The organism is Pseudarthrobacter sp. Hb11, from assembly GCF_059383655.1.
In genome coordinates this window covers 124,161-151,042 of the sequence record NZ_JBWZCM010000003.1, presented here as the reverse complement: position 1 = coordinate 151,042, position 26,882 = coordinate 124,161, and the positions used below count along the sequence as shown (strand labels likewise).

Sequence of the window (26,882 nt, the reverse complement as noted above, 5' to 3'; positions counted from 1 at the left end):
AATCACTATTGCCTAAAGCGTTTCGCAACAGTTTTCGAAAATAACCACCGGCTTGTGTCGTACCGACGTGGACCGGGAAGAAGGAACGCGTCAGAAGAAGCGCATTTCTCTCGCAGCAACTGCGGCTCCCATATGCCGCCGACAACGGTGTCTTTGCACCGCGAAAGGACCAGCAACACAATGACTATGAAAAAAACCCTGCTTGCCGCGGGGATGACCACGGCACTGGCTGTGACACTGATTGGCTGTACCGGTAACAACGGTGGCGGTGCCGCAAGCGGCGCCGGTGCGAGCAAAACGAACTGCACCAATGAGATCAAGGTGCAGAACGTCCCCGTTGTTACTTACTGGGGCTGGTTCGAGGACACAGCACAAACTGTGGACAACTTCAACGAAAGCCATGACGACGTACAGATCTGCTGGACGAACGCCGGCCAGGGAGCCGATGCCTACACCAAGCTCTCCACGTCGCTGCAGTCCAAGTCGGGTGCGCCCGATATCGTCCAGGTTGAGTACGACTGGCTGAACAGTTTCCTGATCCAAGGCGGGTTGGTGGACATGACCGAGCACGGGATCGAGAAGTACAAAGACAACTTCACGGCGGGCGCTTGGCGCGACGTTTCCAGCGGCGCAGGCGTCTACGCCGTACCCGTCGACCTTGGGCCAGTCGGGATGTGGTACCGGCAGGACATCTTCGAAAAGCATGGCATCAAGATTCCGACCACTTGGGCCGAGTACGAGGCCGCTGCCGAGAAGCTGAGCAAAGCGACCGGCGGAAAGACTCTCATTGGCAACTTCGCGCCCAACGGCCAGGGCCAGCATTATGCGTTGCTCGACCAGGCGGGTGCCGTACCCTTCATATTCGACAACGGCAATCCGACCGAAATCAGCATCAACCACAATGACGAGGCCAGCAAGAAGGTCTACGAGTACTGGCTCGACATGGTCGATCGCGGCCTCGTTGGCACTGATCAGGCGTGGACCCCAGAGTTCAGTACAGGTCTTGGCGGCGGCCGGTACGCCACTGCGATCTACCCCTCTTGGTACAGCATCCATATTCCCGCCTTCCAGGACGGGGATCCGGATGCCGTGTGGCGTGCGGCTCCGGTCCCGCAGTGGGACGCAGCCAACCCCAAACAGGTGAACTGGGGCGGCAGCACGCTGGCCGTCACCACCCAGGCGGACGATGCGGCACTGGCCACGAAGGTGGCAGCTGAGCTCTATGCTCCGGAAGAGAACAAGAAACTCGGGGTCGAGGTGGGCGGGCTCTTCCTGGCCTACCCGGAGATGATCGAGTCCGACTATTTCCAGGACCGTCCGTACGAATTTTATGGTGGCCAGAAGCTCAACAAAGAGGTCTTCGGTAAAGCCGCCATTGAGTACGAGGGCGTGACCTTCTCACCGTTCTCGCAGTACTACTACGACGAATCGCAACGCCTGCTTTCCGAGGCGATCGCCGGCAACATATCGGCACCTGAAGCGGTAGACCAGCTCCAGAAATCACTGGAGACCTACGCCACTGAACAGGGTTTCACCCTGAAATGAGCTAGCCCTGTGCGGGCGGGGGAGCATCTCGCCCGCCCGCACAGAAAGTCCTCCCATTTGCGTCCCAAGGAAGTGACACATGTCCACCACCTCACAACTGCAGAAGCCAACCCGGCCCCCCGTCATTAAGAGGGGACTCAGTCTGGAGCGGAAAAACGCGCGATTCGGGTGGATTTTTCTTGCTCCGTTCGCGATCGTGTTTCTGGTATTCCTCGTCCTGCCGCTTGTCTACGCGTTTTGGATGAGCCTGCATACCAACACTCTGGCGGCGGGCGAGAAGTTCGCAGGGCTGGCGAACTACATCGCGGCGTTCAAGGACCAACGCTTCCTTTCTGGAATGGTGCGGGTTGCGGCGTTCGCCGTCGTCTTCGTGCCATTGCAGATCGGGCTGGCTCTCTTGTTCGCACTGATCCTCGACGACGTCAAGACAAGGTTGTCCCGTTTCTCGCGGCTCCTCATCTTCGCGCCGTACGCTATCCCTGGCGTGATCGGAGCTCTGATGTGGGGATTCCTGTACAGCCCGTCGTTCGGCCCGTTGGTGTCGTTCTTCGATTTCCTAAGCGTGCAGGCGCCGGACATGCTAAGCCGGGATTCGATCTTCTGGTCACTGACCAACATCGTGACGTGGCAGTGGACGGGCTACTACATGATCATCATTTACGCGTCGCTGCAGTCCATCGACACGTCCATCTACGAGGCGGCGCGGATAGACGGAGCATCCAAACTGCAAACCGCCCTGCAGATCAAGGTTCCGATCATCGCGTCATCGCTCGTGCTGACAATAGTCTTCGCGCTGATCGGAACGCTGCAATTCTTTACCGAGCCACAGGTGCTCGCGCCCCTCGCCGGCAACGCAATCGACGCTGCCTATACCCCCAACCTTTATGCATACAACCTGGCGTTCTCGTACCAGCAGTTCAACTATGCGTCGGCTATCTCCTTCGCACTCGGACTCATGGTCTTCATCGCCTCCATCCTTTTCCTGATCGCCACTCGCAAAAAGAGCGGACTCCGCTGATGACAACTTCACCTGCACCACTCCTCGACAAGCCCACGCCCGCGGTCCACCGGAAGAAAAGCGGGAACCCCAGTACGGGGCGGCGCGGCAAGTCGGTCGGCTTGCACCTTCTCCTCGTCGCCGTTTCCCTTTATTTCCTTCTTCCGATGTGGTGGCTGATCGTTGCGGGAACCAAGAGCACCCAAGGGCTGTTCGCAGGAACGGGAGGACCTCTTTGGTTTGACCGGAACTTTGCCCTGTTCGACAACATCGCCCAACTTGTGACGTACAACAACGGCATCTACCTGCGTTGGCTCGGGAACTCGTTCCTGTATGCGATTGCCGGAGGGGTCGGCGCCACGATTCTCGCCGTACTGGCAGGCTACGCGTTTGCAAAATACCGTTTCCGTGGTCGCGCGGTCAGCTTCATGATCCTCCTGGCGTCAGTAATGGTCCCGGCGACGGCACTCGTCATCCCGACATACGTGCTGTTCAATAACCTCGGCCTCACGAACACGATCTGGGCGGTGATCCTCCCATCGCTGCTGAGCCCGTTCGGCGTATACCTCATGCGCGTCTACGTTCAGGATTCAATCCCGGACGAGCTGCTCGATGCTGCCCGTGTGGATGGCTCCGGGGAACTCAGGACGTTTGCCACCATCGCGCTGCCGCTGATGCGCCCGGCGGTGGTGACGGTGCTGCTGCTTTCGGTGGTGGGCGGGTGGAACAACTACTTCCTGCCGCTCGCGATGATCTCGGACCCGACGTTGCTTCCCGTCACCGTGGGGCTCAATGCCTGGCAGGTTCAGTCCAACTCCGCCACCGCGAACAGCCTCATATGGAACCTGGTAACGAGCGGGTCGCTGATCTCCGTGATACCGCTCATCATCGCCTTCCTCATGCTGCAGAAGTACTGGCAGGGCGGGCTGTCGGTCGGCAGCCTCAAGTAGCAACAGCACCTTTGGAACGTCCCGCCCACCAACATGAAGGAGCAGTATGGCCACGGCCCGTGTGACTCTCGATCCAAATTTCGTCGTCGGCCCCATCAACCGCAGGCTTTTCGGGTCCTTTATTGAGCACATGGGACGGGCTGTGTACACCGGCATATACGAGCCGGGCCACCCCACAGCCGACCAGGAGGGCTTCCGCCAGGACGTCATCGAGCTCGTCAGGGAATTGGGTGTTACAGGCATCCGCTACCCGGGCGGCAACTTCGTCTCGGGTTTCGACTGGAGGGATGGCATCGGGCCCAAAGACCAGCGTCCCCGCCGGCTCAACCTGGCCTGGCGGGCCACCGAAACGAACCAGGTGGGTTTGCACGAGTTCGCCTCCTGGGTGGACAAAGTGGGCGGTGAGCTCATGTACGCGATGAATCTTGGTACCGCGGACACGAGGGACAGCCTGCAAGTGGTCGAGTACGCGAACATTCAAAAGGGATCCACACTTGCTGAAGAACGGATCGCAAACGGCCGGACGAACCCCTTCGGCATCAAAATGTGGTACCTCGGCAACGAAATGGACGGCCCATGGCAGCTGGGCCACTCGCCGGCAGATGACTACGCCAAGAAAGCCTCACGCACTGCCAAAGCGCTCCGGCAGTTGGACCCCCAGGTGGAACTCGTCGCATCCGGCTCCTCGCACCCTACGATGCCCACCTTTCCCCACTGGGACCGCGTGGTCCTCGAGCACACCTACGACGACGTGGACTATATCTCCTGCCACGGCTACTACGAGGAGAAGAACGGCGACCTCGGTTCCTTCCTGGCCGCACCAGTGAAGATGGATCGTTATCTGGACACGGTTATCGCCACCGCTGACTACGTCAAAGCCGCCAAGCGCAGCGGGAAGACACTCAATATCTCATTCGATGAATGGAATGTTTGGTACCTTGGCGATAATCTTCGGCAGTTCCCGCGTCAGGCGGATCGGTTCTATCGGACGGACGAGATCGAAGGGAACGATTGGCCTGAGGCCCCCCGGCTTGCCGAAGACGTCTACTCCGTAGCCGATGCGGTGGTGGTTGGTGGGCTGCTCATCTCCCTGCTTCGACACGCAGACCGCGTCACCTCAGCCTCCATGTCGATGCTTGTGAACGTCATTGCGCCGATTACCACGGAACCCGGCGGTTCCGCCTGGCGGCAAACCACCTTCTATCCGTTCGCTGTCACGTCCAGGCTCGCTGTCGGCGTCGCCCTCGACATCCGTGTGGAAAGCGACCAGTACGACACTGATGAACTCGGCAGGGTGCCGTTAGTGGATGCCGGGGCTACGCATGATGCTGACAGCGGACGTGCCGCGGTCTTCCTCGTCAACCGATCAGTCAGCGACGCCATCACGGTCACCGTGAACCTGGCAACGCTTGGAGATCTGTCGCTAATTGAATCCCACATGATTTCCGATCCGGACGTATACGCAAGGAACACGAAGGACGACCCGGATCGGGTGACACTTAGGTCGAACCCGACGGCGAAGTTGGCCCAGGGCATCCTGATGGTGACACTGCCGCCTGTCTCCTGGACAGCAGTGGCATTGGTAAGCCAACGGCATAACATTTTGGCCTCAGGTGCGGAATGATCCGAACTTGCCGACGTTGAACGCCAAGCCCTCGCCGTCACGGTCGCCGCACGAACCCCGCGCCCGAAGAACACCTGATGGTCATCAACGTCGTGCTGAGGACCACCTCGCACTCTGCCTCGGACAGCGCACCGGTGATCACTGACAGGCCGCCAGCGGTCCTGTCGAAATCCCCGGCTTCGAAAGGGGCTCCGCCGCACCAAGTCAGCGTTGGGCAACCTCAATTTTCGGCGGCCGGGGCGTGCGTTCTGCAGTGGAGACAACGTTGGCCAATCCGCTCACCCGGGCCCTGATTGACCTCGCGCCGGGAGGGCCAACTGCGGTCATTATGGACCTGCGGACCCGGGGCCGCACGGGTGGGAAGTCACACTGACCTGGCTGCATTGCCCGCCGATTCTTTAAGGCATCGAGATTGGGGATAATCCGCTCGTTCCAGCAGCCGGGACAGCGTGCAGCCAATGATGAGGCCCCAAAAGGCGGCGTGGATATTGAAAAGATCCAAGCCGGAGAGGGTCACCACAAACGTCACCAGTGACCCCAGGGTGAAAGCGGTGGCGAACGCAGTGACGAAGGCCTGTTGGAGGGCCCGCAACATCGCGATGCCGCCCAGAGCGAGCACAAATTCCTTGGGCGTTGCGAGCATCAGCCGGGTAAGGGTGGGAGCGAGGGCGGCGAAGGCCAAGGCCAGGACACCGTACGCCACGGCGGCGGCGTACTGGCGCTCCTTACTTCCTGAGGACGTTAGTAGCGCGTTGGTGGGTCCGGTCACGCAGGCCGAGACGGCGCCGAATCCGGCATTCACCACGGAGAAGGCGCCCGACGCAATTGCAAAAACGTTGACTGGGGGCTGATGGCCGGCGGCCCGGAGTACGGCGATACCCTGGCCATTCTGAACGAACAGCACGGTGAGCGCAAGGGGAACAACCAACTCCACCTGGGCAGCCCAGGTGAACTCGGGCGGGGTGAAGACCGGGGCGGCCAGGAGTGGTCCGGCTTCCACGGGCTGGAACTGTCCGCTAACCGCCACGGCCAGGCACCCTGCCACAAGGGTGCCAAGCACGGGCGGAAGGAACCTTCCGAGGGCGGGTACGGCGGCCAGGACCAGGAATGCTCCCACCATCGGCGCGGCGATGGCGGGGTTTGCCTGCGTCGAGGCAACGATGTCTGTGCCGAACCTCAGGAACACGGCGGCAACCATCGCCATGACAATCGGCATGGGAACCATGGCCATAATCTTGCGGACCACGCCGGTGGCACCCAGCGCGAGGATGAGCACACCCGAGGTAAAGAACGCTCCCACCACTTCGGCAAAGGACAGGTGCTGCAGCGACGGACCGAGGAGCACCGTACCGGGAATGGACCAGGCGAAGCCCAGGGGCTGGCGGTAGAGGAGCGACATGATGAGGGTCGCTGCGCCGCCGGAGAAGAGGATGCCGAAGACCCAGGATGCGAGTTGTCCCTGCGTAAGTCCGCCTGCCGCGCCAACGGCCAGGGTGACCGCGATGGGGCCTGAGGCGGTGAAGACGAGGCCGATAACCCCGTTGGAGATATAGGGCAGACCGAGGTCACGCAGCAACTGGCGAACTCCTGCTGGGCGACGCCCGGGACGCTCCAGCAGCGGCTGCGGGCCTGGCACCTCTGGGGTTGCCGCGAGCGGTATTGCGGGCGGGCTCCGGCGGAATCGGGGCATTCTGGCTCCTGACGGCATCGGCAAAAACACAAGCGCCCCGGGGTTTGTATCCCGGAGCGCCTTGGTTGCCGGGGCCTACGGTCCCGGCAACCACTGGAGTGGTTCCTACTTGGTCTGCCCCTCTTTGGCGAGGACGTAGTCGTAGACGACTTCCTCGCCGGCGCCGCCGTCCGTGCGCGGACGGGGGTCGAGCATCAGTTCAGCCTTCACCGCTGAGGCGATGTCGTCGGCGTTGTGGGGGTCGCCGGGGAAGTAAAGCTGCTGGGTCACGGGCTGGAAACCGGGTGCCGAAACCTTGATGTGGATGTGCGCCGGACGCCAGGCGTGCCAGCCTGCCGCGTTGATAAGCTGGCCGCAGGCCCCGTCCGTGGGTATCTGGTACGGTGCCGGGCGCATCGTGTTGATCTCAAAGCGGCCGTCGTCGTCCGCCTTGACCGTAGCTCGGAACAGCCATTCGGGCAGGCCGGGAGCGTACTGGGAGTAGAAGCCGGCGGCGTCCGCATGCCAAATCTCCACCTGGGCATTCTGGATCGGGTTGCCGTCCGTAGTGGTGAAGCGGCCGCTGAAGCGCAGCGGCATGCCTTCCTCGTCCTCGCGCATCTGCACGGTGGCCGGAGATGCGAGTTCCGGCGAGCCCGGCACGTAGTAGGGGCCTTCGATGGTGCCCTTGGTGCCGGGACGGTCCTGAGAGTTGACGTCCTCCACGGTGTGCTCAAGCCACACGTCGAGGAACAGCGGCCATTCGCCGTCTGTACCTACCTTGATCAGCCACGATTTAAGCGCGTTGTACTCCTCGTAGGTGACCTGGTGCTCGACGACGATGTCATTGGCGGCCTTGATCAGCGCCCCCGCCAGAAGGCTCACCCGTTCCTTGGGCACATCCAGCCGCGATAGCTTGCCTGAGGCGGCAAAGCGCTCGGTAGCCTTCGAACCCGCTTCGACGGCAGTTCCCTCGGTCTCTTTACGGTTATCCGCTTGGGTCTCAGTCATGGTGGTTTCCACCTTCCTTTTTGAATGGGGGACAGGACGGACTCCTGCACCCGCCGCGAAGCGCCGGACGCAGGCGGCACCTGCTGGGACGCGGCATCGCGTGAGGTCCCACTCATCGTAGGCACCGTCATAAGGACGCTACAAATATTGATTTAACAGCTTTTTAGTCATTATCGATACATAAACGCACCCTTGGTCAACCCTAGGTATTTACCTGATGTGAGGACAGTCACGAGGGGAAAGAATAGCTAGAACGTCCGCAGCAGGCACTCAACCTGGTCCCGGACCTCCCGCCCATCCGTCCAGCACTCTCCAATGGAGGAGCACGCCATGACCGAGAACCTGACCCATGTCCGCGAGGTCCTTGCCGACGCCGTGATTGAAGACCGTGAGAACGGCGTCATCCGGGCCAAGCGCGAGATCTTCACCGACCAGGAAATTTTTGAATTGGAGATGAAGCACATCTTCGAGGGCAACTGGGTTTATCTCGCCCACGAGTCACAGGTTCCCAACGTGGGGGACTACTTCACCACAAACATTGGCCGTACCCCGGTGGTGATCACCCGCGATAAGGACGGGAACCTCAACTGCATCGTCAACGCCTGTTCGCACCGCGGCGCCATGCTGTGCCGCCGCAAGACGGACAACCGCACCACGTTCACCTGCCCGTTCCACGGCTGGACGTTCAAAAACTCGGGTGAGCTGCTGAAGGTCAAGGACTCCCGCAATGCGGGTTACCCTGAGACCTTTAACAAAGAAGGGTCCCACGACCTCACCAAAGTTGCCCGCTTCGAGTCCTACCGCGGTTTCCTTTTCGGCTCCTTGAAGGCCGACGTCCTTCCGCTTGAAGAGCACCTCGGCGACGCCACAAAAGTGATCGACTCCATCGTGGACCAGTCCCCCGAGGGACTGGAAGTCCTGCGCGGGGCGTCCACCTATACCTATGACGGCAACTGGAAGGTGCAGGCGGAGAACGGGGCAGACGGCTACCACGTCACGGCCGTGCACTGGAACTACGCGGCCACCACCGCCCGCCGCAGCGCCGGTGACTCCGCCAACACGACCAAGGCCATGGACGCCGGCAAATGGGGCAAGGTCAAGGGCGGCTTCTATTCCTACGATCACGGCCACCTGCTGCTGTGGCAGGAATGGACCAACCCGGAGGACCGCCCGCTCTGGGACCGCCGTGACGAGCTGGTGGCGAAGTACGGCGAGGAAATGGCCAACTTCATGATCAACATCTCGCGCAACCTCTGCCTGTACCCGAACGTCTACATAATGGACCAGTTCTCCTCGCAGATCCGCCACTTTCGCCCCATTTCCGCGGACCAGACCGAGGTCACCATCTACTGCATTGCCCCGAAGGGCGAATCACAGGAGAACAGGTCCAAGCGCATCCGACAGTACGAGGACTTCTTCAACGCCACCGGTATGGCAACTCCGGACGACCTTGAGGAATTCCGGTCCTGCAACAAGACCTACTGGGCCACGTCTGCGCCGTGGAACGACATGACCCGCGGCTCCACCCACGAGATTCCAGGCCCTGACGAACAGGCCCGGGCGCTGGGTATGACCAAGGTGATCGCTTCTGGCGTGCGCACTGAGGATGAGGGGCTGTACCCGATCCAGCACGGCTACTGGAAGGAAGTCATGGACCAGGCCCTGGTGGCAGAGGAGCGCTCCGCGGCGGACAGCCTTCCCGTCACCGCCTGACCAAGACCCCTGGTACCAGAGAGAGTGCAGAACATGACCAACCTGACCCAACCCGCTGCGGCACTCAAGACCGCACAGGAGATCGCCACGCTCGAAACTGTCCGTGCCTTCCTGTACAAGGAGGCCCGCCTGCTGGATGACCGCCAGTTCGACGCGTGGCTCGAGTGCTACCACCCGGACTCCGAATTCTGGATGCCTGCGTGGGACGTGGACGACAGGCTCACCCAGGATCCGCAGAATGAGATCTCCCTCATCTACTACGACAACCGCGGCGGCATCGAGGACCGCGTGTTCCGGATCAAGACGGACCGGTCATCCGCCACCTCCCTGCCGGAGCCGCGTACCGGCCACAACCTCACGGACATCGAGATCCTCGAGCACGACGGCGGCCGGGTGGAAGTGCGCTTCAACTGGTTCACCCTGTACTTCCGCTACAACACAACGGACACGTACTTCGGAACCAGCTTCTACACAATCGATCTCGCCGGCGAGGAGCCGGTGATCCTCAAGAAGAAGGTCATCTTGAAGAACGACTACATCCACCACGTGGTGGATGTCTACATGGTCTGACGACCGATTACACACCCTGTGCCTGCCGGCACATCTGAACTTTTCCGGGCCGCGACGACGCGTCCGCCCAGTCAGGAGGACATCATGGGCCACAAAGTAGCCCTCAGCTTCGAGGATGGCGTCACCAAAGTCATCAAGGTCGGCAGTTACGAGACCGTCATGGACGCCGCCTACAAGGCACGCATCAACATCCCGTCCGATTGCCGCGACGGCGCCTGCGGCACCTGCAAGGCCTTCTGCGATTCCGGCTCCTTCGACCCGGGAGACTACATCGACGACGCGATGACCGAGGAAGAGCTCGAAAAGGGCTACATGCTCACCTGCCAGGCAGTGCCGGAGTCGGATCTGGCCATCCAGATCCCCGCCACATCGGAGTCCGCGAAAACGGCCGCCACCACCTTCACGTCCACCGTGAAGGAACTCAACAAGCACTCGGAAAGCACTGTTTCCTTCGCCCTGGAGGTGCAAGACCGGGATGCCCTGGCCTTCCTTCCCGGCCAGTACGTCAACCTCAAGGTCCCGGGCACCGACGCCGAGCGCTCCTACTCGTTCAGCAGCGGCCCCGAGGTGGACGGCGCATCGTTCATGGTGCGCGTGACGCCGCAGGGTGCGATGTCCGAATACCTGCGGGACCGGGCGGCGGTGGGGGACACCATCGAATTCACGGGACCGTACGGTTCCTTCTTCCTGCGCGAACCCAAGCGTCCCCTGCTGCTCCTGGCGGGCGGCACCGGGCTGGCCCCGCTGTTGTCAATCCTCGAGAAACTTTCCGACAACCCGCCGGCCACCCCGGTCCATCTCATCTACGGGCTGACCCGTGAGGCGGATATCGTCGGCCTGGAGTGGTTGCGCGAATACGAGGCCAAACTGCCGGCCTTTACCTGGGACTACATTGCCTCCGAACCCGGTACCTCCGCCCCGCACACGGGCTATGTCACCCAGATCATCGAGCCAGCCCATCTCAACGGCGGCGATGTGGACATCTACCTGTGCGGCCCGCCCCCCATGGTTAACGCCGTTTCGAAATGGCTGGATACGGAGGGCATCCAGCCCGCCAATTTCTACTTCGAGCGCTTCGCCCCGAAAGAAGCTACCGGCGGCGATGCCGAGACAGGTGCGCCCGCAGCCGCGGAGAAGATCGAGGCCGAGGGTGACACGATGAGCCGCGCGGAGGCTGTCTCTTCCCTGGAGACCGGCCGGCTGGATTTCCGCAAGGAGGACAGTTTCGCGCAGCTTGATGCCCGGATGGGCCTGGAGCTTGCAGTCAGCGAGCTGATGCTGGGACGGCTCAGCGCTGAGCAGCTGCGCCAGTTCCGGCGGCTCGCCGAGGCAACCGTAAGCTCCGTCGAGGCGGGTACCGTGACGGCGCCGGAAGAGTTCGCACGCACCAATGAGGAGTTCCACGAATATCTCTTCACCATCTGCGACAACCCCATGCTCCTCGAGTCCTACCGCCGTCTCGACGTCCACGCCCAGATGGCGGCGGCCTTCCAGGCGGGAACCCGGATTTTTGAGCGCGTCACGCAGGACCACCTTGATATCGTCGACGCCTTCGAACGCCAGGACAAGGCACGCGTGCGGGAGGTCATGATGGCCCATGCAGGCGGTGCCAAGGACACCATGGCTGCGGCGATCGATGCCAAGGGTGCCCGCTAATGGCAGTGCCATATGCGGGCCAGTTCATCACCCCGGGCCGGTACGACGGCAAGATAGCCGTAGTGACCGGAGCGGCCCAGGGCATCGGCCAGAAGGTGGCCCAGAGGATCGGCGCCGAGGGCGGCGCCGTCGTACTGGTGGACCGAGCCGAGCTGGTTCATGAGGCGGCGCGCAGTATCGATGAGGCCGCGAAGGCTTCCGGTTCCGCGGGCACGGCCACCGCTGTGACCGCTGACCTTGAGACCTTCGCGGGAGCGGCGCAGGCTGTGGAGGCCGCGCTTGCCGTCCACGGGCGGGTGGACGTGCTGGTCAACAACGTGGGCGGCACCATCTGGGCCCGGCCCTACGAAGAATACGACGAGGACAAGATCGAGCGGGAAATCCGCCGCTCGCTCTTTCCTACCCTCTGGAGCTGCCGGGCCGTGCTGCCGGCGATGCTGAAGCAGGGATCCGGGACGATCGTCAACGTTTCCTCAGTAGCCACCCGCGGCCTCCACCGCGTGCCGTATGCGGCTGCGAAGGGCGGCGTCAATGCCTTGACCCAGGCGTTGGCCATGGAGGTGGCCGGGCGTGGCATCCGTGTGATGGCTACCGCCCCCGGCGGTACCGAAGCTCCCCCGCGCCAGGTCAAGCGCGGGCCTGAGGCCGAGTCCGACACGGAAAAGGACTGGTACCAGGTCATTGTCGACCAGACCGTCGAATCCTCCTTCATGAAGCGCTACGGCACCCTGGATGAGCAGGCGGCGCCCATTGTGTTCCTGGCATCGGATGAAGCCTCCTACTTAACAGGGACCATACTTCCGGTCGCCGGCGGAGACCTGGGATAAGGCACCCATCGTGGATGCCCGGCGCTCGGGCCGGACAAGCCGCTCCGGTAAACTGGCGGCCATGACAGCGGGGTCCATCCAAGGCGATGCAGCGGACGACCCGCCGCTCATCGGCCGGGCAGGGGTCTTCGAAGAACTGCTGGAAATCCTTCGCACGGTCCGCAAGGGCAAAGTGGAAACAGTGGTGCTTACCGGCCCGCCAGGATCGGGGAAGACGGCCGTGCTGGATTCCTTCCTGGAACACTGCCGGACCGGGGCGCGTGGCATCCGGGTGCTGTCTGCGATGGGGGATGACTGGGAGGCCCAGTTTGCGCTTGCCGGCTACTCCCAGCTGATGCTCACTTTGCCGCTGCGCTCGGCGAAGGATTACGACGGCGGCGCGCGCCTGGAATCGTCCCCCGTCGCCGCTCTCACCGCCGCCCAGGTGGTCAACTACGCTTCTACCTTCAGCTCCCACCTCGAAGGACTGCAGTCCCACGGAAGCGTAGTTGTAGCCGTCGACGACGTCCACAAACTCGACATGGAGAGCCTCCGCATACTCACCTTCGTCATGCGCCGGCTGCATGCAAAACGCGTCCTGTTCCTGCTGACGCTCAATTCCGTCGACGCTCCGCGTGTCCCGGCAGGGGTCCTGGACTTCCTCACCGGGCATCAGGTGACGCGCATCCCGCTGGAGCCGCTGTCCCCGCAGCAGGTCCAGGACCTGGCCCGGCGCCTGCTCGGCATTGATCTCAGTGTCACGGCGGCGCACGGCCTGGTCCGGCACACCAAAGGGCTGCCGCAGCCGATTGTGGAGCTGCTTCGCGAGCTGCCGGCAGAGACCTGGCTGGCGTGGTTCCCTTCTTTGCCGCCTACCTCCCGGATCCGGGCGCGGGTGCGCAGTGTCCTGGCGGCAGCGTCCCCCGGGCTGGTATCCGTCGCGGAGGCTGCGGCCGTGCTCGGGAGCAGCGCCGGCCTGGCCGAAGTGTCCCGGGTCAGCGGGGTGCATGACGTCCTGGACGCCCTGGACGAGGGACACCGTGCCGGGCTCCTGGGGCTGTCCGTTGACCAGGCGAGTTCCGCCGTCGTATTCCATGAACCCGGCACCTCGGAAGCAATTTACGAACAAATCGTTCCCAGCCGGCGCATTGCCCTGCACCGCCTGGCCGCTGACGCCGTTCAGCTGGAGGGCGAAAGGTTGGGCCACAGGGTCTCGGCCACGCCCGCTGCCAACGAGGACCTGGCCAGGGAATTGGAGGAATTCGCGCGGCGCCAAGCCACAGTGGGGGCATGGCAGGACGTTTCGACGGCGCTGTTCTCCGCATCCCGGCTCTCGCTGGATATCCGCTCCCGCAACGACAGGCTGCTGAGGGCCGTCGACGCCCTTGTTGGGTCCGGAAACGTTGCCCAGGCGCAGATGTGGACTGCCGCCGTCGATGCCCTGCCATCCTCTCCGCTCCGCTCATCGGTGCTGGGCTATCTGTCCACGGTGTCCGGCCAGAACGACAGCGCGCAGACCCAGTTGGAGATGGCCTGGCGCACCAGCAACCCGGAGCGTGAACCCGTGGCAGCCGCGCAGGTGGCGCAGCGTTTTGTCCTGCACGGGGTGGCGTCCTGGGATGGGCCGATGATTACTGGTTGGGCTGAGCGCGCAATGGAGCTCACGGAACCGGGAACACCGGCCCACATCGAATCGGAAGCGATATACGGCCTCGGCCTGTTTGCCCGGGGCCGGTTGGGAGAGGCGGAAGCGTCCTACCAGCGGGCTTTTGCACATGCTGCCGAGAACGCCCAGAAGCAACGGGTCCAGATGGGGGCCGGCTGGCTGGCCCTGCGCCTGGACAATGCAGAATCGGCATTGGTGAATTTCGAGTCCGCTGCTCCCACCGAATACCGCGGCGGGTCTCTGCGGATCTCCCTCTGGGCCGAGGCGTGGCTGGCCCGCACGCACCTCGTGCTCGGGAACTGGGACGCGGCCGCCGCCACCGTAGCGCGGGCGAGCGTACGGCTGGAGACCTCCCGGATGCCCCTGATCCGGCCCCTGCTGTACTGGACCGCTGCTGAGCTCTGGTCCATGCGCGGCGACTGGGACCGTGCACGCTACTACGTCTCGCAGGCGGCGGTCCAGCCGGGGACTTACCGCGTAATGCAGGTCCCCGCAAGCCTGGCCCGGGCGCGTTTCCACGAAGCGCGGGCGGACTACGAAAGCGCTTTGGCCGTGCTGCAGCCGCTGACGGAGCTGGACCCATGGACCGAAAACCGCGTGTCGTTCTGGCCGTGGCAGGATACGTACGTCAACGCCCTTGTCATGACAGACCAGCTCGACGCCGCTGATTCCTTCCTCACAGCTTTCGAGGGCGTGCGGCGCGAGCGGGAAGTGCCCTCCGACCTGGCGAGGATGGCGTGGGCAAGGGGACGGATCCTTGCGGCACAGGGGGACCCCGATACGGCTAGGGAACACTTCGAAGCCGCCTTGGGGCATCTGCGGGGGCTGAACCGGCCATATCTGCGGGCACGGATCAGTTTCGCCTTCGGACAGAGCATGCGCCGGGCCGGCAAGCGCCGCTTGGCCTCTTCGGTGCTGCGTGCGGCCCGGGACCTGTATGACTCGCTGGGGGCTGCCACCTACGTGGAGCGGTGCGACCGCGAGCTTATGGCGACTGGCCTCGACGTCGGGAACCTGCCCGATCCCGCCGATCCGGTACTGGCCGCTGCCAGCGACCATGCCCAGCTCACCGCGCAGGAGCGTGCGGTGGCCGAGCTGGTGGCGGCTGGCGCCACGAACAAGGAGGCCGCCCGGGCCCTGTTCCTCGCGGAGAAGACGGTGCAGTACCACCTGACGCGGCTCTACCGGAAAATGGGCATCCGCTCCCGCAGCGAACTCGCAGCCGCGTTCCGGGCCAAGGACTGATCCGGACCGCGGCTGGGCCGGGTATGGCGCTGACGCCTACTTGATGTCGGAGGGGTGCTTGGCGAGAGGCACTACTGAAATGTCCATGTAGGGAAACAGCGGCAGGTTCTGCAGGATCTCGTGGAGTTCGTCGTTGGAATCGACATCGAAGATCGAGTAGTTGGCGTATTCACCCACCACGCGCCAAATTTCCGGCCATTTACCGGACCGCTGCAGTTCCTGCGAGTAAGCCTTTTCCTTGGCTTTGACCTCCGCGGCTTCTGGGGCGGGCAGGTCGGCGGGCAGGTTGACGTCCATGTGGACCAGGTACTTCATGGGGGTTCCTCTCGGTGGAAGGGGCGGCTATCGGTCTGTGCGGTAGCGTTCGAGCTTGTCCTCATCGACGGCGGTGCCCACGCCGGGGCCCTCGGGGACATGGATGCGCCCCTCGGCGATGGTCAGCGGCTCGGCCAGCAGGTCATCGGCCATGTCCAGGTAATTGGACAGTTCCGCTGCCCGCTTGGCCGTGTGGGCGAAGGCTGCGCCGAAGACTACTGAAGCCACCGTGCCCACCTGTGTGTCGATTTGGTTGCCGATGTAGACGTCGATGCCCATGCCCTCGGCCATGCCCACGATCTTGGCGGCTTCGGTGAAGCCCGACCGGGCAGTTTTTACCGCAAGCAGGTTCGCCCCGCCGTTGAGGATCTCCCGGGCGGCTTCGCCGAGATTGGGTGCGGATTCGTCCGCGGCGATGGGGATGGGGGAATTGGTGACCAGCCGACGGCGGCCCAGGACTTCGCGGGCGTCGTCCGGCTCTTCCAGGAACTGAAGGCCCAGATCCGCGGTACGCCGCAGTACCTCGGCAGCCTCGTTGGCGGACCATCCCCGGTTGGCGTCCATGTAGAGGTCGGCGTCCTCGCCCAGGCCTTCCCGCAGTACCCGGGCCGCCTCAACGTCGAGGTGGAGCGGACGGCGGCCGGTCTTGAGCTTGAACGTGTTGATGCCGTAGGTTGCACGGAATTCCAGGGCCAGCGCCAGCAGTTCCTCCGCAGGCTTGAAGCCGAGCATGTGGGAGACGCGCAAAGAATCGCTGTACCCGCCCAGCAGTTTCGTTACCGGCTGCCCGAGGGTTTTGCCAATGACATCCCACAGCGCGATGTCCACGGCGCCCTTGGCGGTCTGGTTATGGATTGTCCGATACAGGATTTCTTGGATTTTCTCGCGGTCAAAGATGTCGACGCCGATCAGCTGGGGAGCGAAAACATCCTGCACCACCGCAACGATGGACTTCTGCGTCTCACCATAGGTGTACGGACGCGGCGGAGTGTCGGCGGTGCCCACTACGCCGTCGTCGGTGCGGAGCCTGACGAGCACATGGTCGGCTTCATGGACGGAACCAGAGGCGAAATGCAGCGGGTGGAGATAGGGGATCGAGTACGGAATCGCCTCAATGGCTGCGATCTTCATGACTGGGAAAGCCTTTCATCGGTGGGAATCGACGCAGTGCCGGGCGATGGATCAGGGGCCGAAGGGCCCGCGGTTGCGGCCACCACGACGTCCAGGAAGTTGTTGAGCAGCGTGGAGCGGGGTCCGCGCAACCAGGCGACGGCGAGTTCCACCGGCGGGACGTTTTCGATCTCCCGGTACGCGACGCCGTCGAGCTGGAAGGCCCGCACGCTGGACGGCATGACCGCCACGCCACCGCCGGCAGCCACGAACGCCAGCATGGTGGAGGTCTCGCCGACTACCTGGGTGATGCGTGGCCTGAAGCCTGCCTGGCGGCAGAGGTCTGACGTGATGCGGTACAGCACAGACTGGGGCGCATAGGCGATGAAGTCCTGATCCTGCAGTTCGTGCATCGCCACAGTCCCGTCCACTGCCAGGGCACTGAACGAGGGAAGCGCGAGGACCAGCGGCTCCTGGGTCACGACGCGGTAGTCGATGTCCTCGGAGGCAACCGGGGGACGAAGCAAGGCCGCATCCAGAGTTCCGTCGCGCAGCCCTGCCTCCATGGAGGGCGTGAGCATTTCCCCGTTCAGGGCAAGAGACACACCGGGAAGGACCTCCTTCGCAAGGCGGGCGATCTGCGGCATGACACCGTAGGTCGCGGACCCCGAAAAACCCACCCGGAGAACGCCCGTGGCACCCTTGCCCACTTGGTAGACGTCAGCCTTGAGAGTTTCTACGTCATTGACGATCTGCCGGCCGCGGTCAAGGAGGAGCTGCCCCGCCGCTGTGAGGTCCACCCTGCGCGTGGTGCGGTTGAGCAACTGCACCCCGAGCTGGTCTTCCAGCTGGCGGATTTGCTGCGACAGCGGTGGCTGCGCCATGTGCAGGCGCTTGGCCGCCCGGCCGAAGTGCCGCTCTTCCGCAACCGCAATGAAGTAGTTCAGCTGCCGGATCTCCACCGTGGTGCCGCCCTTCCGATTGGTCCGGTCCGAGGGACCGCCTATTGATATCAAGAATAACCGTAAAAGCTTCTACTAGTATATTCTTTTGACTCAATTTGTCGGGGCGGTGAGACCTGCTACTTCGGCTGGTTCACGGCTAGAAGGCTCTCAATCCGGCTTTCGGCGATCTCCTCGACTTTGTGTTCGGCCTCTTCCAGCTTGCGCTGGTGCGGGACCAGGACGGTGACCACGGCGCCAACAAGCGCCACCGCACCGTAGATGTAGAAGGCGGTGGACCCGCCGATGCCTGCTGCTATCAGCCAGCCACCGATAATCGGCCCCAGTACTCCGCCGAGCCGCCCTACGCTGGCGCACCATGCCACGCCGGCGGCGCGGGCATTCGTGGTGAAGTAGTTGGACTGGAATCCGTACACGAGTACTTGGGTGCCCAGGGTTCCGACGCCTGCCAGGGCAATAAAGGTAAAGAGCACCGGCAGCGGGAAGCTGAAGGTCATAAGGACCAGGGAGACGGTAGCGAGCCCGAACGTGGTGGCGATTACCCGCTGGGGGCCGCTTTTGTCCGCCAGTCGGGAGGCGACCAGTCCGCCCACCACTGCACCCAGGTTCAGTGCCAGCGGGAAGAACAAGGAGTACGTCCGGCCGTAGCCGTAGCCCTCCATGATCTTGGGCAGCCACGTATTGAGACCGTAGGTCAGCAGGAGGCCCGAGAACGACATCAGGCCCAGGAGCATGGAGGCTGCGGCGAACTGGCGGGAGAAGACGGCGGCAAATCCGGACTTCTGGGGCGCGGCGCCAACCTCCAGGATCACTCGCTCTTCAAGGAGGGGGACGCCGGTGCGCTGCGAGGCCATCGTTGCTTCCTCTTCGCGTCCCCGGGCCAGCAGCCACCGGGGCGATTCGGGGAGCTTGAACCACGCAATGGGAAGGAGGACGACGAGCGGCAGGGCGCCGATGATGAACAATCCGCGCCAGCCGATGCTGTTGTGGAGCAGGATGCCCATGATGGACGCGAAGACGCCGCCGGCCGGGATGCCGGAATACACAACGGCGTTGTAGAACTGCCGCTTTCCTGCGGGTGCGAACTCTGCCATGGTGGCGCCCGCCGTCGCAATTACCACACCCAGGCCCAGTCCTGTCACAAACCGCATGGCACCAAAAGCAGCGACGCTTGTGGTCAAGGCCGTGATGAACATGCCGAGGGAGAACCAGGTGATGCCCAGGAGCATCAGCCGGCGCCTGCCGAAAAAGTCGCCGACGGCACCGCAGACCAGTGAACCTACTAGTACTCCCACCAGGGCCCAGGATCCCAGCAGTCCTGCGGTGGCCGCATCAAACGAACCGATCTGGGACGGGTCGGCGAGCAGTCCCGGCAGAACAGTGCCGTAAATGACCAGATCATAGCCATCGAACAGGAGGGCAGTGCAGATGATGAAGGCAACCCAATTGGCGGTGCGTGCTTCTTTTTGTGGGTATTCGGCAATAACGGCATGCGGTTGTGTCATGGACCCAAGTCCTCTCCGGGTGAGTGTGAAGGTGGCTGCGGCGCAAAATAGCCGGGCAGCAGCCACCGCTCGTTTCAGCCTGACAGAGGTGTGATCCAAGACATATGAGGGAAATCCCCGGGCTTCTGCCCGGGGGGTTTTGGTGCGCTCCTGGATATCAAAGCAGGTGTTGAGGTAATGAATCTGCAGCAATCAGTCCATACGATTCCGGTATGGAACAGCAGGGCGGTGGCTATGGTTTAGGCCCTTGCCCGTGGATAGGCTGGCGGGATGATCAATCCCGCACGCCTGCACTCAGACCTGTCCCGACTGGGCAGGGAAACCGACATGTTTTTGGCTACTGTCGAGTCCCTGGCCGACGATGAGATGGCCGTTCCCTCGCTGTGCGATGGGTGGACCCGGGCAGATGTCATCGCCCACGTCGCATCCAACGCCCGCGCGCTGTTGAACCTCATAGAGTGGGCTGTTTCCGGCGAGGAACGGCAGCTTTATGCGTCAAGCCAGGCGCGCTCGGAGGCGATCGCCGCACTGGCAGCGCTTCCGCGAGAGGAACTCATAGGGGAAGTGCGCGCGGCTGCCGGGGATTTCGCGGAGCAGGCCTCGCGGCTGGGCGGAGAGCTCAAGGCCCAGGAAGTCCAGGTGAGCGGCAGGGTGATCCCTGCGACGTCCATCGTGGCGCTTCGAATCGCCGAAGTAGTGGTGCACCACCATGACCTGGACACCGCATGGACCATCGAGGAAGCTGACCCGGATTCGCTGCTGAATGCCCTCGAAGCTGTGGTTCGTTCGCTGCGCGCCAAAGGCGCCCCGGGAATGAGGCTGGTGACCGAAGAGCGCGACGAGTGGCTTATCGGCGACGGCGGGCTGCGGGTTGAGTCCGACCGCGAGGGCCTGCTCCAGTGGCTCGCACGCGGTAACGCCGAACATGTAGAGGTGACCGGCCCGGTGCCGGCACTGCCCTCCTGGTAAAGGGCTGGCGCCTTCAACTCCCCAAGACGCCTGTTTACGCCTGGGGGACGAGCTCCGGGCCGGCGATTGCGGAGCTGCCGAGGTCGCTCCTATTGAGGGTCTGCCCGGCGCCCAGTACATGGGTCCAGGTCTCGGTATCCGCTACTGCTGCCCAGTTCGAGTTCAGCAGCGCGAGCAGTGTCGTGTGCACGGTCTTGGCATCAGCGAAACCTGCGTCGTTGGCGAGGTTGATGGCGCCGGTGGCATCTGAAAGGACTTCGGTGGTGAAGCCGAGGAACTCTGCCTCCACGGCGGAGGCGAGGACGCAGTTGTTGGTCATGTAGCCCGCCAAGGTGACCGTGTCGACGTCGTGCTTCCGCAGCCATTCGGCGAGCTCCGTGCCGGCATAGACGGAGCCGTACTGCTTGACCAGCGACTTCCATTCTCCTGTCCTGCGGCGTTCAATCTCGGGGTGCAGCTCGAATTCCGCGGTGCCGGGTGCGAACACGGGTGCACCTTCGCCGGCGGAGTGCTGGATGACGGCAACCGGAATGCCGGCGGCGGTGGCGGCGTCCACTGCCTTAGTGATCATGGGCAGGGACTCCTGGTGCGGCGGGTACTGAATCTCGAGGGGGCCGCTGAAGTACTGCTGCTGAACGTCGATGAGGATGAGGGCGCGGCGGGGGGTGCTCATATTTGTTTTCTCCCTGGGGTTCTCGGCTGCCTTCTGGCAACTGTTCCAGTCTTCCCGCTGCCAATGTGCATCAACAGTGGCACAAAGGCGAATATACGATGGAATCGGGCCAATGTCGTGGAAGGGGCCAGAATGAGGATCGCGGTCTACGCCTTCGATGGGGCAACGATGTTTCACCTTGCTGTTCCGCAGATGGTTTTTGACGAGGTGGCCCGTCAAGGCCTGGCCGAGTGGAAGACCTTTCTTTTCTCCGACCAGGAGGGCGAGGTTACAACCGCTGAGGGCTACCGGCTGGGCGAGGTGAAAGGGCCCGAGGCGGCGGAAGAGGCCGACGTCGTGGTGGTGCCTTCATGGTTCGACGACGGGCGCGTCCTCAGCGATTCGCTGCGGCAGGTGCTTCAAGGGGCACACGGGCGGGCGGTGCCGATTCTAGGGCTGTGCCTGGGTGCGATTCCCCTCGCAGATGCAGGGTTGCTCGCAGGGCGCCGGGCAGTTACGCATTGGCAGGCTTTCGATTCCCTGGCGACGCGGCACCCGGATATCGCCCTTGATCAGTCGGTGCTCTACATCGACCACGGCGACGTCCTGACCTCTGCCGGTACCGCCTCCGCCCTGGACGCCTGCTTGCACCTTGTGCGCACCAAGCTTGGAGCGGAGGCTGCGAACCAGGTGGCACGCAGCCTTGTCATCGCGCCGCACCGGGAGGGTGGACAGGCGCAATATATTGAGCGTCCTGTACCTTCCCGCTCCACCGACGATCCAATCTCCCAGCTGCTCGAATGGACCCTCGTCCGCCTGGGTGAACCGCTCACCATCGACCGGCTCGCCGCGCAGGCGCACCTAAGCCGACGCACCTTTGTCCGTGCTTTCCGCGCAGCAACGGGTACGACGCCGGCCGCCTGGATCCGCGCCCGCCGCCTTGACGCAGCCAGGCGGCTGCTTGAAACCACAGATCTTTCGATAGACCAGATCTCCGCCGACTGTGGATTCGGCAACGCCGTCACCCTCCGGCAGAACTTTGCGGCCGCCTTTTCCACGACGCCAACGGAGTACAGGCGCCATTTCGATACGCGTGCTCGGGTCACGGGGTCGGCCGTGACTATGCAAGCCACAGTTTCTGGACCCTAGGACGGCTGATCACCTGCGGAAACCCGAAAGGGTGCCGGCGCGATGAAAATTCCATCGGACGCCGACACCCTCTCGCTGTAGATAACAATCGGGAGTAAGCAGGGAGGTCTGTCGTCAGTACCCCGTGCTTTGGCCGCCGTTAAGCACCTCTGCCGTACCGGACAAGCCAAGCCGGGTAGCGCCGGCGGCGATCATTGCCTGGGCTGTTGTCCAATCGCGGATTCCACCGGACGCCTTGATCCCGAGACGGGGTGCGACCGTCTTTGCCATGAGCTCCACGGCGTGGACAGTAGCCCCGCCGCTCGGGTGGTAGCCCGTGGACGTCTTCACGTAGTCAGCGCCGCTGCTCTCGGCGGCAACGCAACAGCGAACAATCTGCTCGTCCGTGAGGGCGGCGGTCTCGAGTATGACCTTGAGTACCGTGGGTGCAGGTACGGCTGCCCGAACGGCAGCGATGTCGCGTTGGATTGCACCGTAGTCGCCTTCCCGCGCGGCGCCAACGTCGATGACCATGTCAATTTCGTCGGCGCCGTTCTGGACGGCTTCCCGCGCTTCGGCTGCCTTGATGCTGCTGCGGTGTTTTCCGGAAGGAAAGCCGCACACTGCCGTGATCCGGATGCCGGCTGTGGACAAGGGCAGCATCGACGGCGACACACATACCGAATACGTCCCGAGCCTTGCTGCTTCGGTGGCCGCTTTCTCCGCTTCGGCCCTTGTTCCAGTGGACTGCAGGTAAGTATGGTCCACGATTGCCGCTATCCCGGCTGCATTCAGTTCAGTCATGATTCTCCTTGGATGGGGTTGGGTCACTTGCAGGTTGCGGTGTCGCCTATGCCGCGGAGATACGTGCAGAACTCCTCGACGCCGCTGCCGGTGACCAGCCTGCCCTGCAGCACGCGGGACGCTTCAACAGTTTCACCGGTAGCCACCGCGTGCCCGATCTTGACCACTTCCTGGCCCAGCGCGAACGGAGACTCGGCGTTCGTCGCGTACATCTCGCCACTTCTGACGGCGGCCAGGGCGTCACCGATTCCGTCATTTCCGACGATTTTGATAGAGGACAGCAAGCCGCGTGATTTGACGGCGGCGACGGCACCGAGAGCCATCTCGTCATTCGCCCCGTAGATGCCGGTGATATCCGGATTAGCCTGCAGGATATTGGTGGTTACGTCGAGGGCCTTGCCTCGATCGAAGTCCGCCGACTGAACGGCCACAACCTGCACTCCGCTGCATTCCTTCATTCCGGCGTTGAACCCCTCGGACCGGTCTCTGGCGACGCTGGTACCCAGGAGTCCCTGTAGTTCGGCCACCTTGCCCGATCCGCCCACCGCTTCGCAGAGTGCCTTTGCGCCATTCCGTCCGGCCTGCACGGCGTCATAGCCGATGAACGCCGCCAGCTTGCCCTGGTCCGGCACTCGGTCGAAGGCGACGACGGGCACGTCGGCCTGGTTGGCCTGTACGGTAATTGACCCGCCCGCTTCACTCGAGGTCGGGTCAAGCAGCAGCACACCGGGTTTCTTCACCAACGCGGTGGTGGCTTGGTTGAGTGAGGAAGTGTCGTTGTTGTTGGCATTCTGGACGTCCAGGTTCAGGCCCAGTTTTCCTGCCTGGTCCTTGGCACCGTCACTGACCGAAACAAAGAAGGGGTTGTTCAGCGTCGAGATGACCAGCGTGGCCGATTGCTGCGTGCCGGCACCACCGGCGGCGTCCTGACCGCGGACGGCAGTGGTGACTCCTGCCCCTACAACCAGCAGGCCGACGACGGAAATCATCGCGATCTTAGGCAGGGCAGGCGCTGCAATGCGTCCCTTAGTCCGGGAGGCTGTTTCGGTGGACACGGGATTCGGACGGCCACGGAAGACGCGCATCAGGACCCCCGAGTTTCGGTCAACGAACACGGCCAGCAGGATGACGGCGCCCTTGACGACGCTTTGCAGGAACGGCGAAACATTTAGCAGGTTCAGGCCGTTGTCAATCATGGCAAGCAGTACTGCGCCGACGAGGGTGCCCAGGAGGGCTCCGCGCCCGCCGGCCAGGCTTGTGCCGCCGATGATCACGGCGGCGATGGCGGCCAGTTCAAGGCCGGTACCCGCTGTGGGTTGTGCCGTGCCGAGGCGTGCGGTCAGGATGAAACCTGCTGTGGCTGCCAGGAGGCCGGAGATCATGAATGCCTGGATCTTGACCCGTTCGCTGTTGATACCGGCGAGGCGTGCGGCATCGGCGTTGTCGCCCGTGGCGTAGAGCTCGCGGCCGTACCGGGTGCGGGCGAGGATGTAGCCGAACAGGACGCCCAATACCAGCATGATCCAAATGGGCGTGGGGACGCCCAGCAGGTTGCCTTGGCCCAGTGCCAGGAACGCCTCGTCCGTGACCTTCACCGGGTTGCCTTGGGAGAACTGCAAGGTGAGACCGGCAAAGATTGACATTGTTGCCAAGGTGGCGATGAAGGAGGGCATCTTGGCCTTGGTCACAAGCAGGCCGTTGATCGCGCCGGCCAAGGCACCGACGGCCAGGCCAGCGGCGAGTCCCGCTGCCGTACCGTACTGACTGATGACCGTTGCGGTGGCGATCGCGCTGAAGCCGAGGACGGCGCCCACGGAGAGGTCGATTTCAGCAAGGATGATGACGTACGTCTGGCCCATGGCGATCAGGGCTACCACGGCTGCGGTGAGCAGGACGTTGAGCATGTTGGACGGCTGCAGGAAAAGGGGTGTGGCAAAGACGAGTGCCAGCGCCACGAAGGCGAGCATCCACACCGCACGGAGCTGGTCACTGAAGAGGGAAATCTTTTTCATCGGGATACGGTCTCCATTGCGTGTTCAAGGACGGACTGCTGGGTCATGGCGTCGGAGGACAATTCAGCGTTGATGCTGCCCTCGCGCATGACCAGCACCCGGTCAGACATTTCAACTAGTTCGGGGAGGTCGGAAGAGACAAGGACGACGGCGACGCCTTGGGCCGCGATGTCGTTGATGATGGCGTAAATTTCAGCCTTGGCGCCTACATCGACGCCCCGCGTGGGCTCCTCCATCAACAGGATCGCGGGGTTACTCAGGAGGCAGCGGGCCAGCAGGACTTTCTGCTGGTTTCCGCCGGAGAGTGTGCCCACGGAATCATCGATGCTGTTGCATTTGATGTTGAGCCGGGTGGAAATGTCTTGGCATCGGTCCCGCTCACGTTTCAGCGTCACAACGCCGTTGCGGGTCACGGCGCTGAGCGTACTGAGCGATTCATTGTGTGAGATGGGCTGTTCGAGGGCGAGGCCCTCTGCCTGCCGGTCCGGCGTCAGGTAGGCGATGCCTGCGCTGATGGAGTGGCGGGGTGATCTTAGGTCCAGCGGCTTGCCGTCGATCTGAACTGTCCCGGTTGCATGTTCCAGGCCGAAGAGTGCACGGAGGACTTCGCCCTTCCCGCTACCCATCACGCCGCCGATCCCGAGGACTTCGCCGGCATGGACCTTGAAGGAGATGCCTTTGACGTCGGCAGATTCCAGGTCCTGGACGTCAAGCCGGACCTGGTCAGTGGCGTGGTGTTCCTTGGGGTAGAAATTCTCCACCTCGCCGCCCACCATGGCTGCAACCACTTCCGACTCGGTCAGTTCCTTGGCAGCTCCCGTCTTGGAAACCTTGCCATCGCGCATGACCACGATCCGGTCGGACAGGGCAAACACTTCCGGCAGCCGGTGGCTGATGTAGACAACAGCGACGCCTGCTGCCTGGATCTTGCGGACCTGGGCGAACAGGAGTTCTGATTCGCGGTCATCCAGTGCCGCCGTCGGTTCATCGAGGATGAGCAGCTTGACCGAGTGGTTCAGGCAGCGGGCAAGCTGGACCAGCTGTTGCTGGCCAAAGCTGAGCTTTCCCACAGGAAGGCGCGTGTCAACGTCAATCCCGACCTGGCTGAGCAGTTCCTTGGCGCGGGCATGCATCTTCTCCTTGTTGACGAAGATCCTGCCGAATTCACCGGTTCCGTCATGGGCGAAGATGTTGGACGCAACGTCCAGCTGGGGGAACAGGTTGTTCTTCAACTCCTGGTAGATGACCTGTATGCCTGCTGCCATGGCTTCCTGGGGGGTCGCGAATTTCCGCACCTTCCCGTCTAGGAGAAGCTCGCCGCCGTCGGCTTGGTACGCGCCTGCAATGATCCTGGTCAGTGTCGACTTTCCGGCGCCGTTCTCGCCGACGAGGGACACGATTTCGCCGGGTTCAATTGTCAGGTCCACGCCACGGAGAACCCGGTTGGGCCCGAATGATTTAGTGACACCGCTGAGAGTGATCGTCATGTCAGTAGACCACCCCGGACACGAGGATGACGTTGGCATAGGGGGTGAACTCACCCGAGCGGACTGCAGCCTTGGATGACTTGCTGCGCTGCTTAAACTCGGTGTGGGGGATCAAATTAAAGGGAATGCCTTGCGTGCTGAAGCGATCTGTCAAAGCAGCCAGAAGTTCGGGGCTGTGGTCTCTGATCTCGGCAGCGGCGAGTGCCGCTTCCACTTCGACCTCGGCCAGGACAACATCCAGGCACTGCAGGAAGCCCGGGACGTTCGCCGTCAGTGCCAGGTCGATCCGTTCCACGCCGGTTGGGATCGGCAGGCCGGCGTCGGTAACGACCAGCTCGTCAGTATGGCCCAGTTCGGTGATGACCCGGGCGAGGGATGCGTTGAGGGTACCGCTGTTTTTGCGCATGGTTGCTCCACTGCGTTGTAGAGGGATGGTTGTTTGATACGAGAAATGAGGGGATACAGGATGGCTGTCCGGCAGCTACT

22 protein-coding genes are annotated in these 26,882 nt (G+C 63.0%); 11 read left to right on the top strand and 11 right to left on the bottom strand.

Translation table 11 applies throughout. From position 1 onward, the window contains the following. Nucleotides 1–180: 180 nt before the first annotated feature. The 4 genes from AC50X7_RS07290 (at nt 181) to arfA (ending at nt 5,116) form a co-directional block, all read left to right on the top strand. On the top strand, nt 181–1,545 hold the full coding sequence (locus AC50X7_RS07290) for an ABC transporter substrate-binding protein (RefSeq protein WP_494978387.1): 1,365 nt from the start codon (nt 181–183) through the stop codon (nt 1,543–1,545). 79 nt (nt 1,546–1,624) lie between these two features. Continuing rightward, nucleotides 1,625–2,563 (top strand): carbohydrate ABC transporter permease, encoded by a 939-nt coding sequence (locus AC50X7_RS07285; RefSeq protein WP_494978386.1) that lies wholly within the window; start codon nt 1,625–1,627, stop codon nt 2,561–2,563. Then, complete coding sequence (locus AC50X7_RS07280) at nt 2,563–3,492, top strand: carbohydrate ABC transporter permease (protein ID WP_494978385.1); 930 nt, start codon at nt 2,563–2,565, stop codon at nt 3,490–3,492. Before AC50X7_RS07285 ends, AC50X7_RS07280 begins: the two co-directional genes overlap by 1 nt. Before the next feature lie 46 nt (nt 3,493–3,538). Further along, the gene (arfA, locus tag AC50X7_RS07275; RefSeq protein ID WP_494978384.1) at nt 3,539–5,116 is read left to right on the top strand and encodes an arabinosylfuranosidase ArfA; all 1,578 of its coding nucleotides are present in this window, start codon (nt 3,539–3,541) and stop codon (nt 5,114–5,116) included. 364 nt (nt 5,117–5,480) lie between these two features. Here the strand turns inward: arfA and AC50X7_RS07270 are convergent, their stop codons facing one another. Both AC50X7_RS07270 and catA read right to left on the bottom strand, forming a co-directional pair. Continuing rightward, nucleotides 5,481–6,692, bottom strand: coding sequence for a benzoate/H(+) symporter BenE family transporter (locus AC50X7_RS07270; protein WP_494978383.1), 1,212 nt, complete (start codon nt 6,690–6,692; stop codon nt 5,481–5,483). Nucleotides 6,693–6,911: 219 nt separating this feature from the next. Next, nucleotides 6,912–7,796 (bottom strand): catechol 1,2-dioxygenase, encoded by an 885-nt coding sequence (gene catA, locus AC50X7_RS07265; RefSeq protein WP_494978382.1) that lies wholly within the window; start codon nt 7,794–7,796, stop codon nt 6,912–6,914. 330 nt (nt 7,797–8,126) lie between these two features. Between catA and benA the strand changes: the two genes are divergently transcribed. The 5 genes from benA to AC50X7_RS07240 all read left to right on the top strand — a co-directional run bounded on the left by benA (nt 8,127) and on the right by AC50X7_RS07240 (nt 15,452). Next, the gene (gene benA / locus AC50X7_RS07260; protein ID WP_494978381.1) at nt 8,127–9,509 is read left to right on the top strand and encodes a benzoate 1,2-dioxygenase large subunit; all 1,383 of its coding nucleotides are present in this window, start codon (nt 8,127–8,129) and stop codon (nt 9,507–9,509) included. 33 nt (nt 9,510–9,542) lie between these two features. Further along, complete coding sequence (gene benB / locus AC50X7_RS07255) at nt 9,543–10,079, top strand: benzoate 1,2-dioxygenase small subunit (RefSeq protein WP_494978380.1); 537 nt, start codon at nt 9,543–9,545, stop codon at nt 10,077–10,079. Between the two features lie 84 nt (nt 10,080–10,163). Continuing rightward, nucleotides 10,164–11,735, top strand: coding sequence for a benzoate 1,2-dioxygenase electron transfer component BenC (gene benC / locus AC50X7_RS07250; protein WP_494978379.1), 1,572 nt, complete (start codon nt 10,164–10,166; stop codon nt 11,733–11,735). Beyond that, nucleotides 11,735–12,562: a 1,6-dihydroxycyclohexa-2,4-diene-1-carboxylate dehydrogenase gene (locus tag AC50X7_RS07245; protein ID WP_494978378.1), complete on the top strand. Its 828-nt coding sequence runs from the start codon at nt 11,735–11,737 to the stop codon at nt 12,560–12,562. The genes benC and AC50X7_RS07245 overlap by 1 nt, the downstream gene beginning before the upstream one ends. A 61-nt stretch (nt 12,563–12,623) precedes the next feature. Next, complete coding sequence (locus AC50X7_RS07240; protein ID WP_494978377.1) at nt 12,624–15,452, top strand: AAA family ATPase; 2,829 nt, start codon at nt 12,624–12,626, stop codon at nt 15,450–15,452. Nucleotides 15,453–15,488: 36 nt separating this feature from the next. Here the strand turns inward: AC50X7_RS07240 and catC are convergent, their stop codons facing one another. The 4 genes from catC to AC50X7_RS07220 all read right to left on the bottom strand — a co-directional run bounded on the left by catC (nt 15,489) and on the right by AC50X7_RS07220 (nt 19,344). Further along, nucleotides 15,489–15,767, bottom strand: coding sequence for a muconolactone Delta-isomerase (catC, locus tag AC50X7_RS07235; RefSeq protein WP_494978376.1), 279 nt, complete (start codon nt 15,765–15,767; stop codon nt 15,489–15,491). A 27-nt stretch (nt 15,768–15,794) separates the two neighbouring features. Beyond that, nucleotides 15,795–16,898 (bottom strand): mandelate racemase/muconate lactonizing enzyme family protein, encoded by a 1,104-nt coding sequence (locus AC50X7_RS07230; protein ID WP_494978375.1) that lies wholly within the window; start codon nt 16,896–16,898, stop codon nt 15,795–15,797. Next, nucleotides 16,895–17,839, bottom strand: a complete 945-nt coding sequence (locus AC50X7_RS07225; protein WP_494978374.1) for a LysR substrate-binding domain-containing protein — start codon at nt 17,837–17,839, stop codon at nt 16,895–16,897. The genes AC50X7_RS07230 and AC50X7_RS07225 overlap by 4 nt, the downstream gene beginning before the upstream one ends. A gap of 119 nt (nt 17,840–17,958) precedes the next feature. After that, complete coding sequence (locus AC50X7_RS07220; RefSeq protein ID WP_494978373.1) at nt 17,959–19,344, bottom strand: MFS transporter; 1,386 nt, start codon at nt 19,342–19,344, stop codon at nt 17,959–17,961. A 270-nt stretch (nt 19,345–19,614) separates the two neighbouring features. Between AC50X7_RS07220 and AC50X7_RS07215 the strand changes: the two genes are divergently transcribed. Beyond that, nucleotides 19,615–20,313, top strand: coding sequence for a maleylpyruvate isomerase family mycothiol-dependent enzyme (locus AC50X7_RS07215; RefSeq protein WP_494978372.1), 699 nt, complete (start codon nt 19,615–19,617; stop codon nt 20,311–20,313). A gap of 34 nt (nt 20,314–20,347) precedes the next feature. Here the strand turns inward: AC50X7_RS07215 and AC50X7_RS07210 are convergent, their stop codons facing one another. Further along, nucleotides 20,348–20,986 carry an isochorismatase family protein gene (locus AC50X7_RS07210; protein ID WP_494978371.1) on the bottom strand — a complete coding sequence of 213 codons (639 nt, stop codon included), beginning with the start codon at nt 20,984–20,986 and terminating at the stop codon, nt 20,348–20,350. A gap of 132 nt (nt 20,987–21,118) precedes the next feature. Between AC50X7_RS07210 and AC50X7_RS07205 the strand changes: the two genes are divergently transcribed. Beyond that, nucleotides 21,119–22,114 (top strand): GlxA family transcriptional regulator, encoded by a 996-nt coding sequence (locus AC50X7_RS07205; protein WP_494978370.1) that lies wholly within the window; start codon nt 21,119–21,121, stop codon nt 22,112–22,114. A 114-nt stretch (nt 22,115–22,228) separates the two neighbouring features. On the opposite strand, the gene deoC is transcribed toward AC50X7_RS07205, so the two are convergent. From deoC to rbsD, 4 genes are read right to left on the bottom strand one after another with little or no spacing between them, the layout of a single operon-like run. Further along, nucleotides 22,229–22,897, bottom strand: coding sequence for a deoxyribose-phosphate aldolase (gene deoC / locus AC50X7_RS07200; RefSeq protein WP_494978369.1), 669 nt, complete (start codon nt 22,895–22,897; stop codon nt 22,229–22,231). 23 nt (nt 22,898–22,920) lie between these two features. Beyond that, complete coding sequence (locus AC50X7_RS07195) at nt 22,921–24,909, bottom strand: ABC transporter permease/substrate-binding protein (protein ID WP_494978368.1); 1,989 nt, start codon at nt 24,907–24,909, stop codon at nt 22,921–22,923. Continuing rightward, nucleotides 24,906–26,396: a sugar ABC transporter ATP-binding protein gene (locus tag AC50X7_RS07190; RefSeq protein WP_494978367.1), complete on the bottom strand. Its 1,491-nt coding sequence runs from the start codon at nt 26,394–26,396 to the stop codon at nt 24,906–24,908. Before AC50X7_RS07190 ends, AC50X7_RS07195 begins: the two co-directional genes overlap by 4 nt. A gap of 1 nt (nt 26,397) precedes the next feature. Beyond that, the gene (gene rbsD / locus AC50X7_RS07185; RefSeq protein ID WP_494978366.1) at nt 26,398–26,802 is read right to left on the bottom strand and encodes a D-ribose pyranase; all 405 of its coding nucleotides are present in this window, start codon (nt 26,800–26,802) and stop codon (nt 26,398–26,400) included. Nucleotides 26,803–26,882 lie beyond the last annotated feature (80 nt).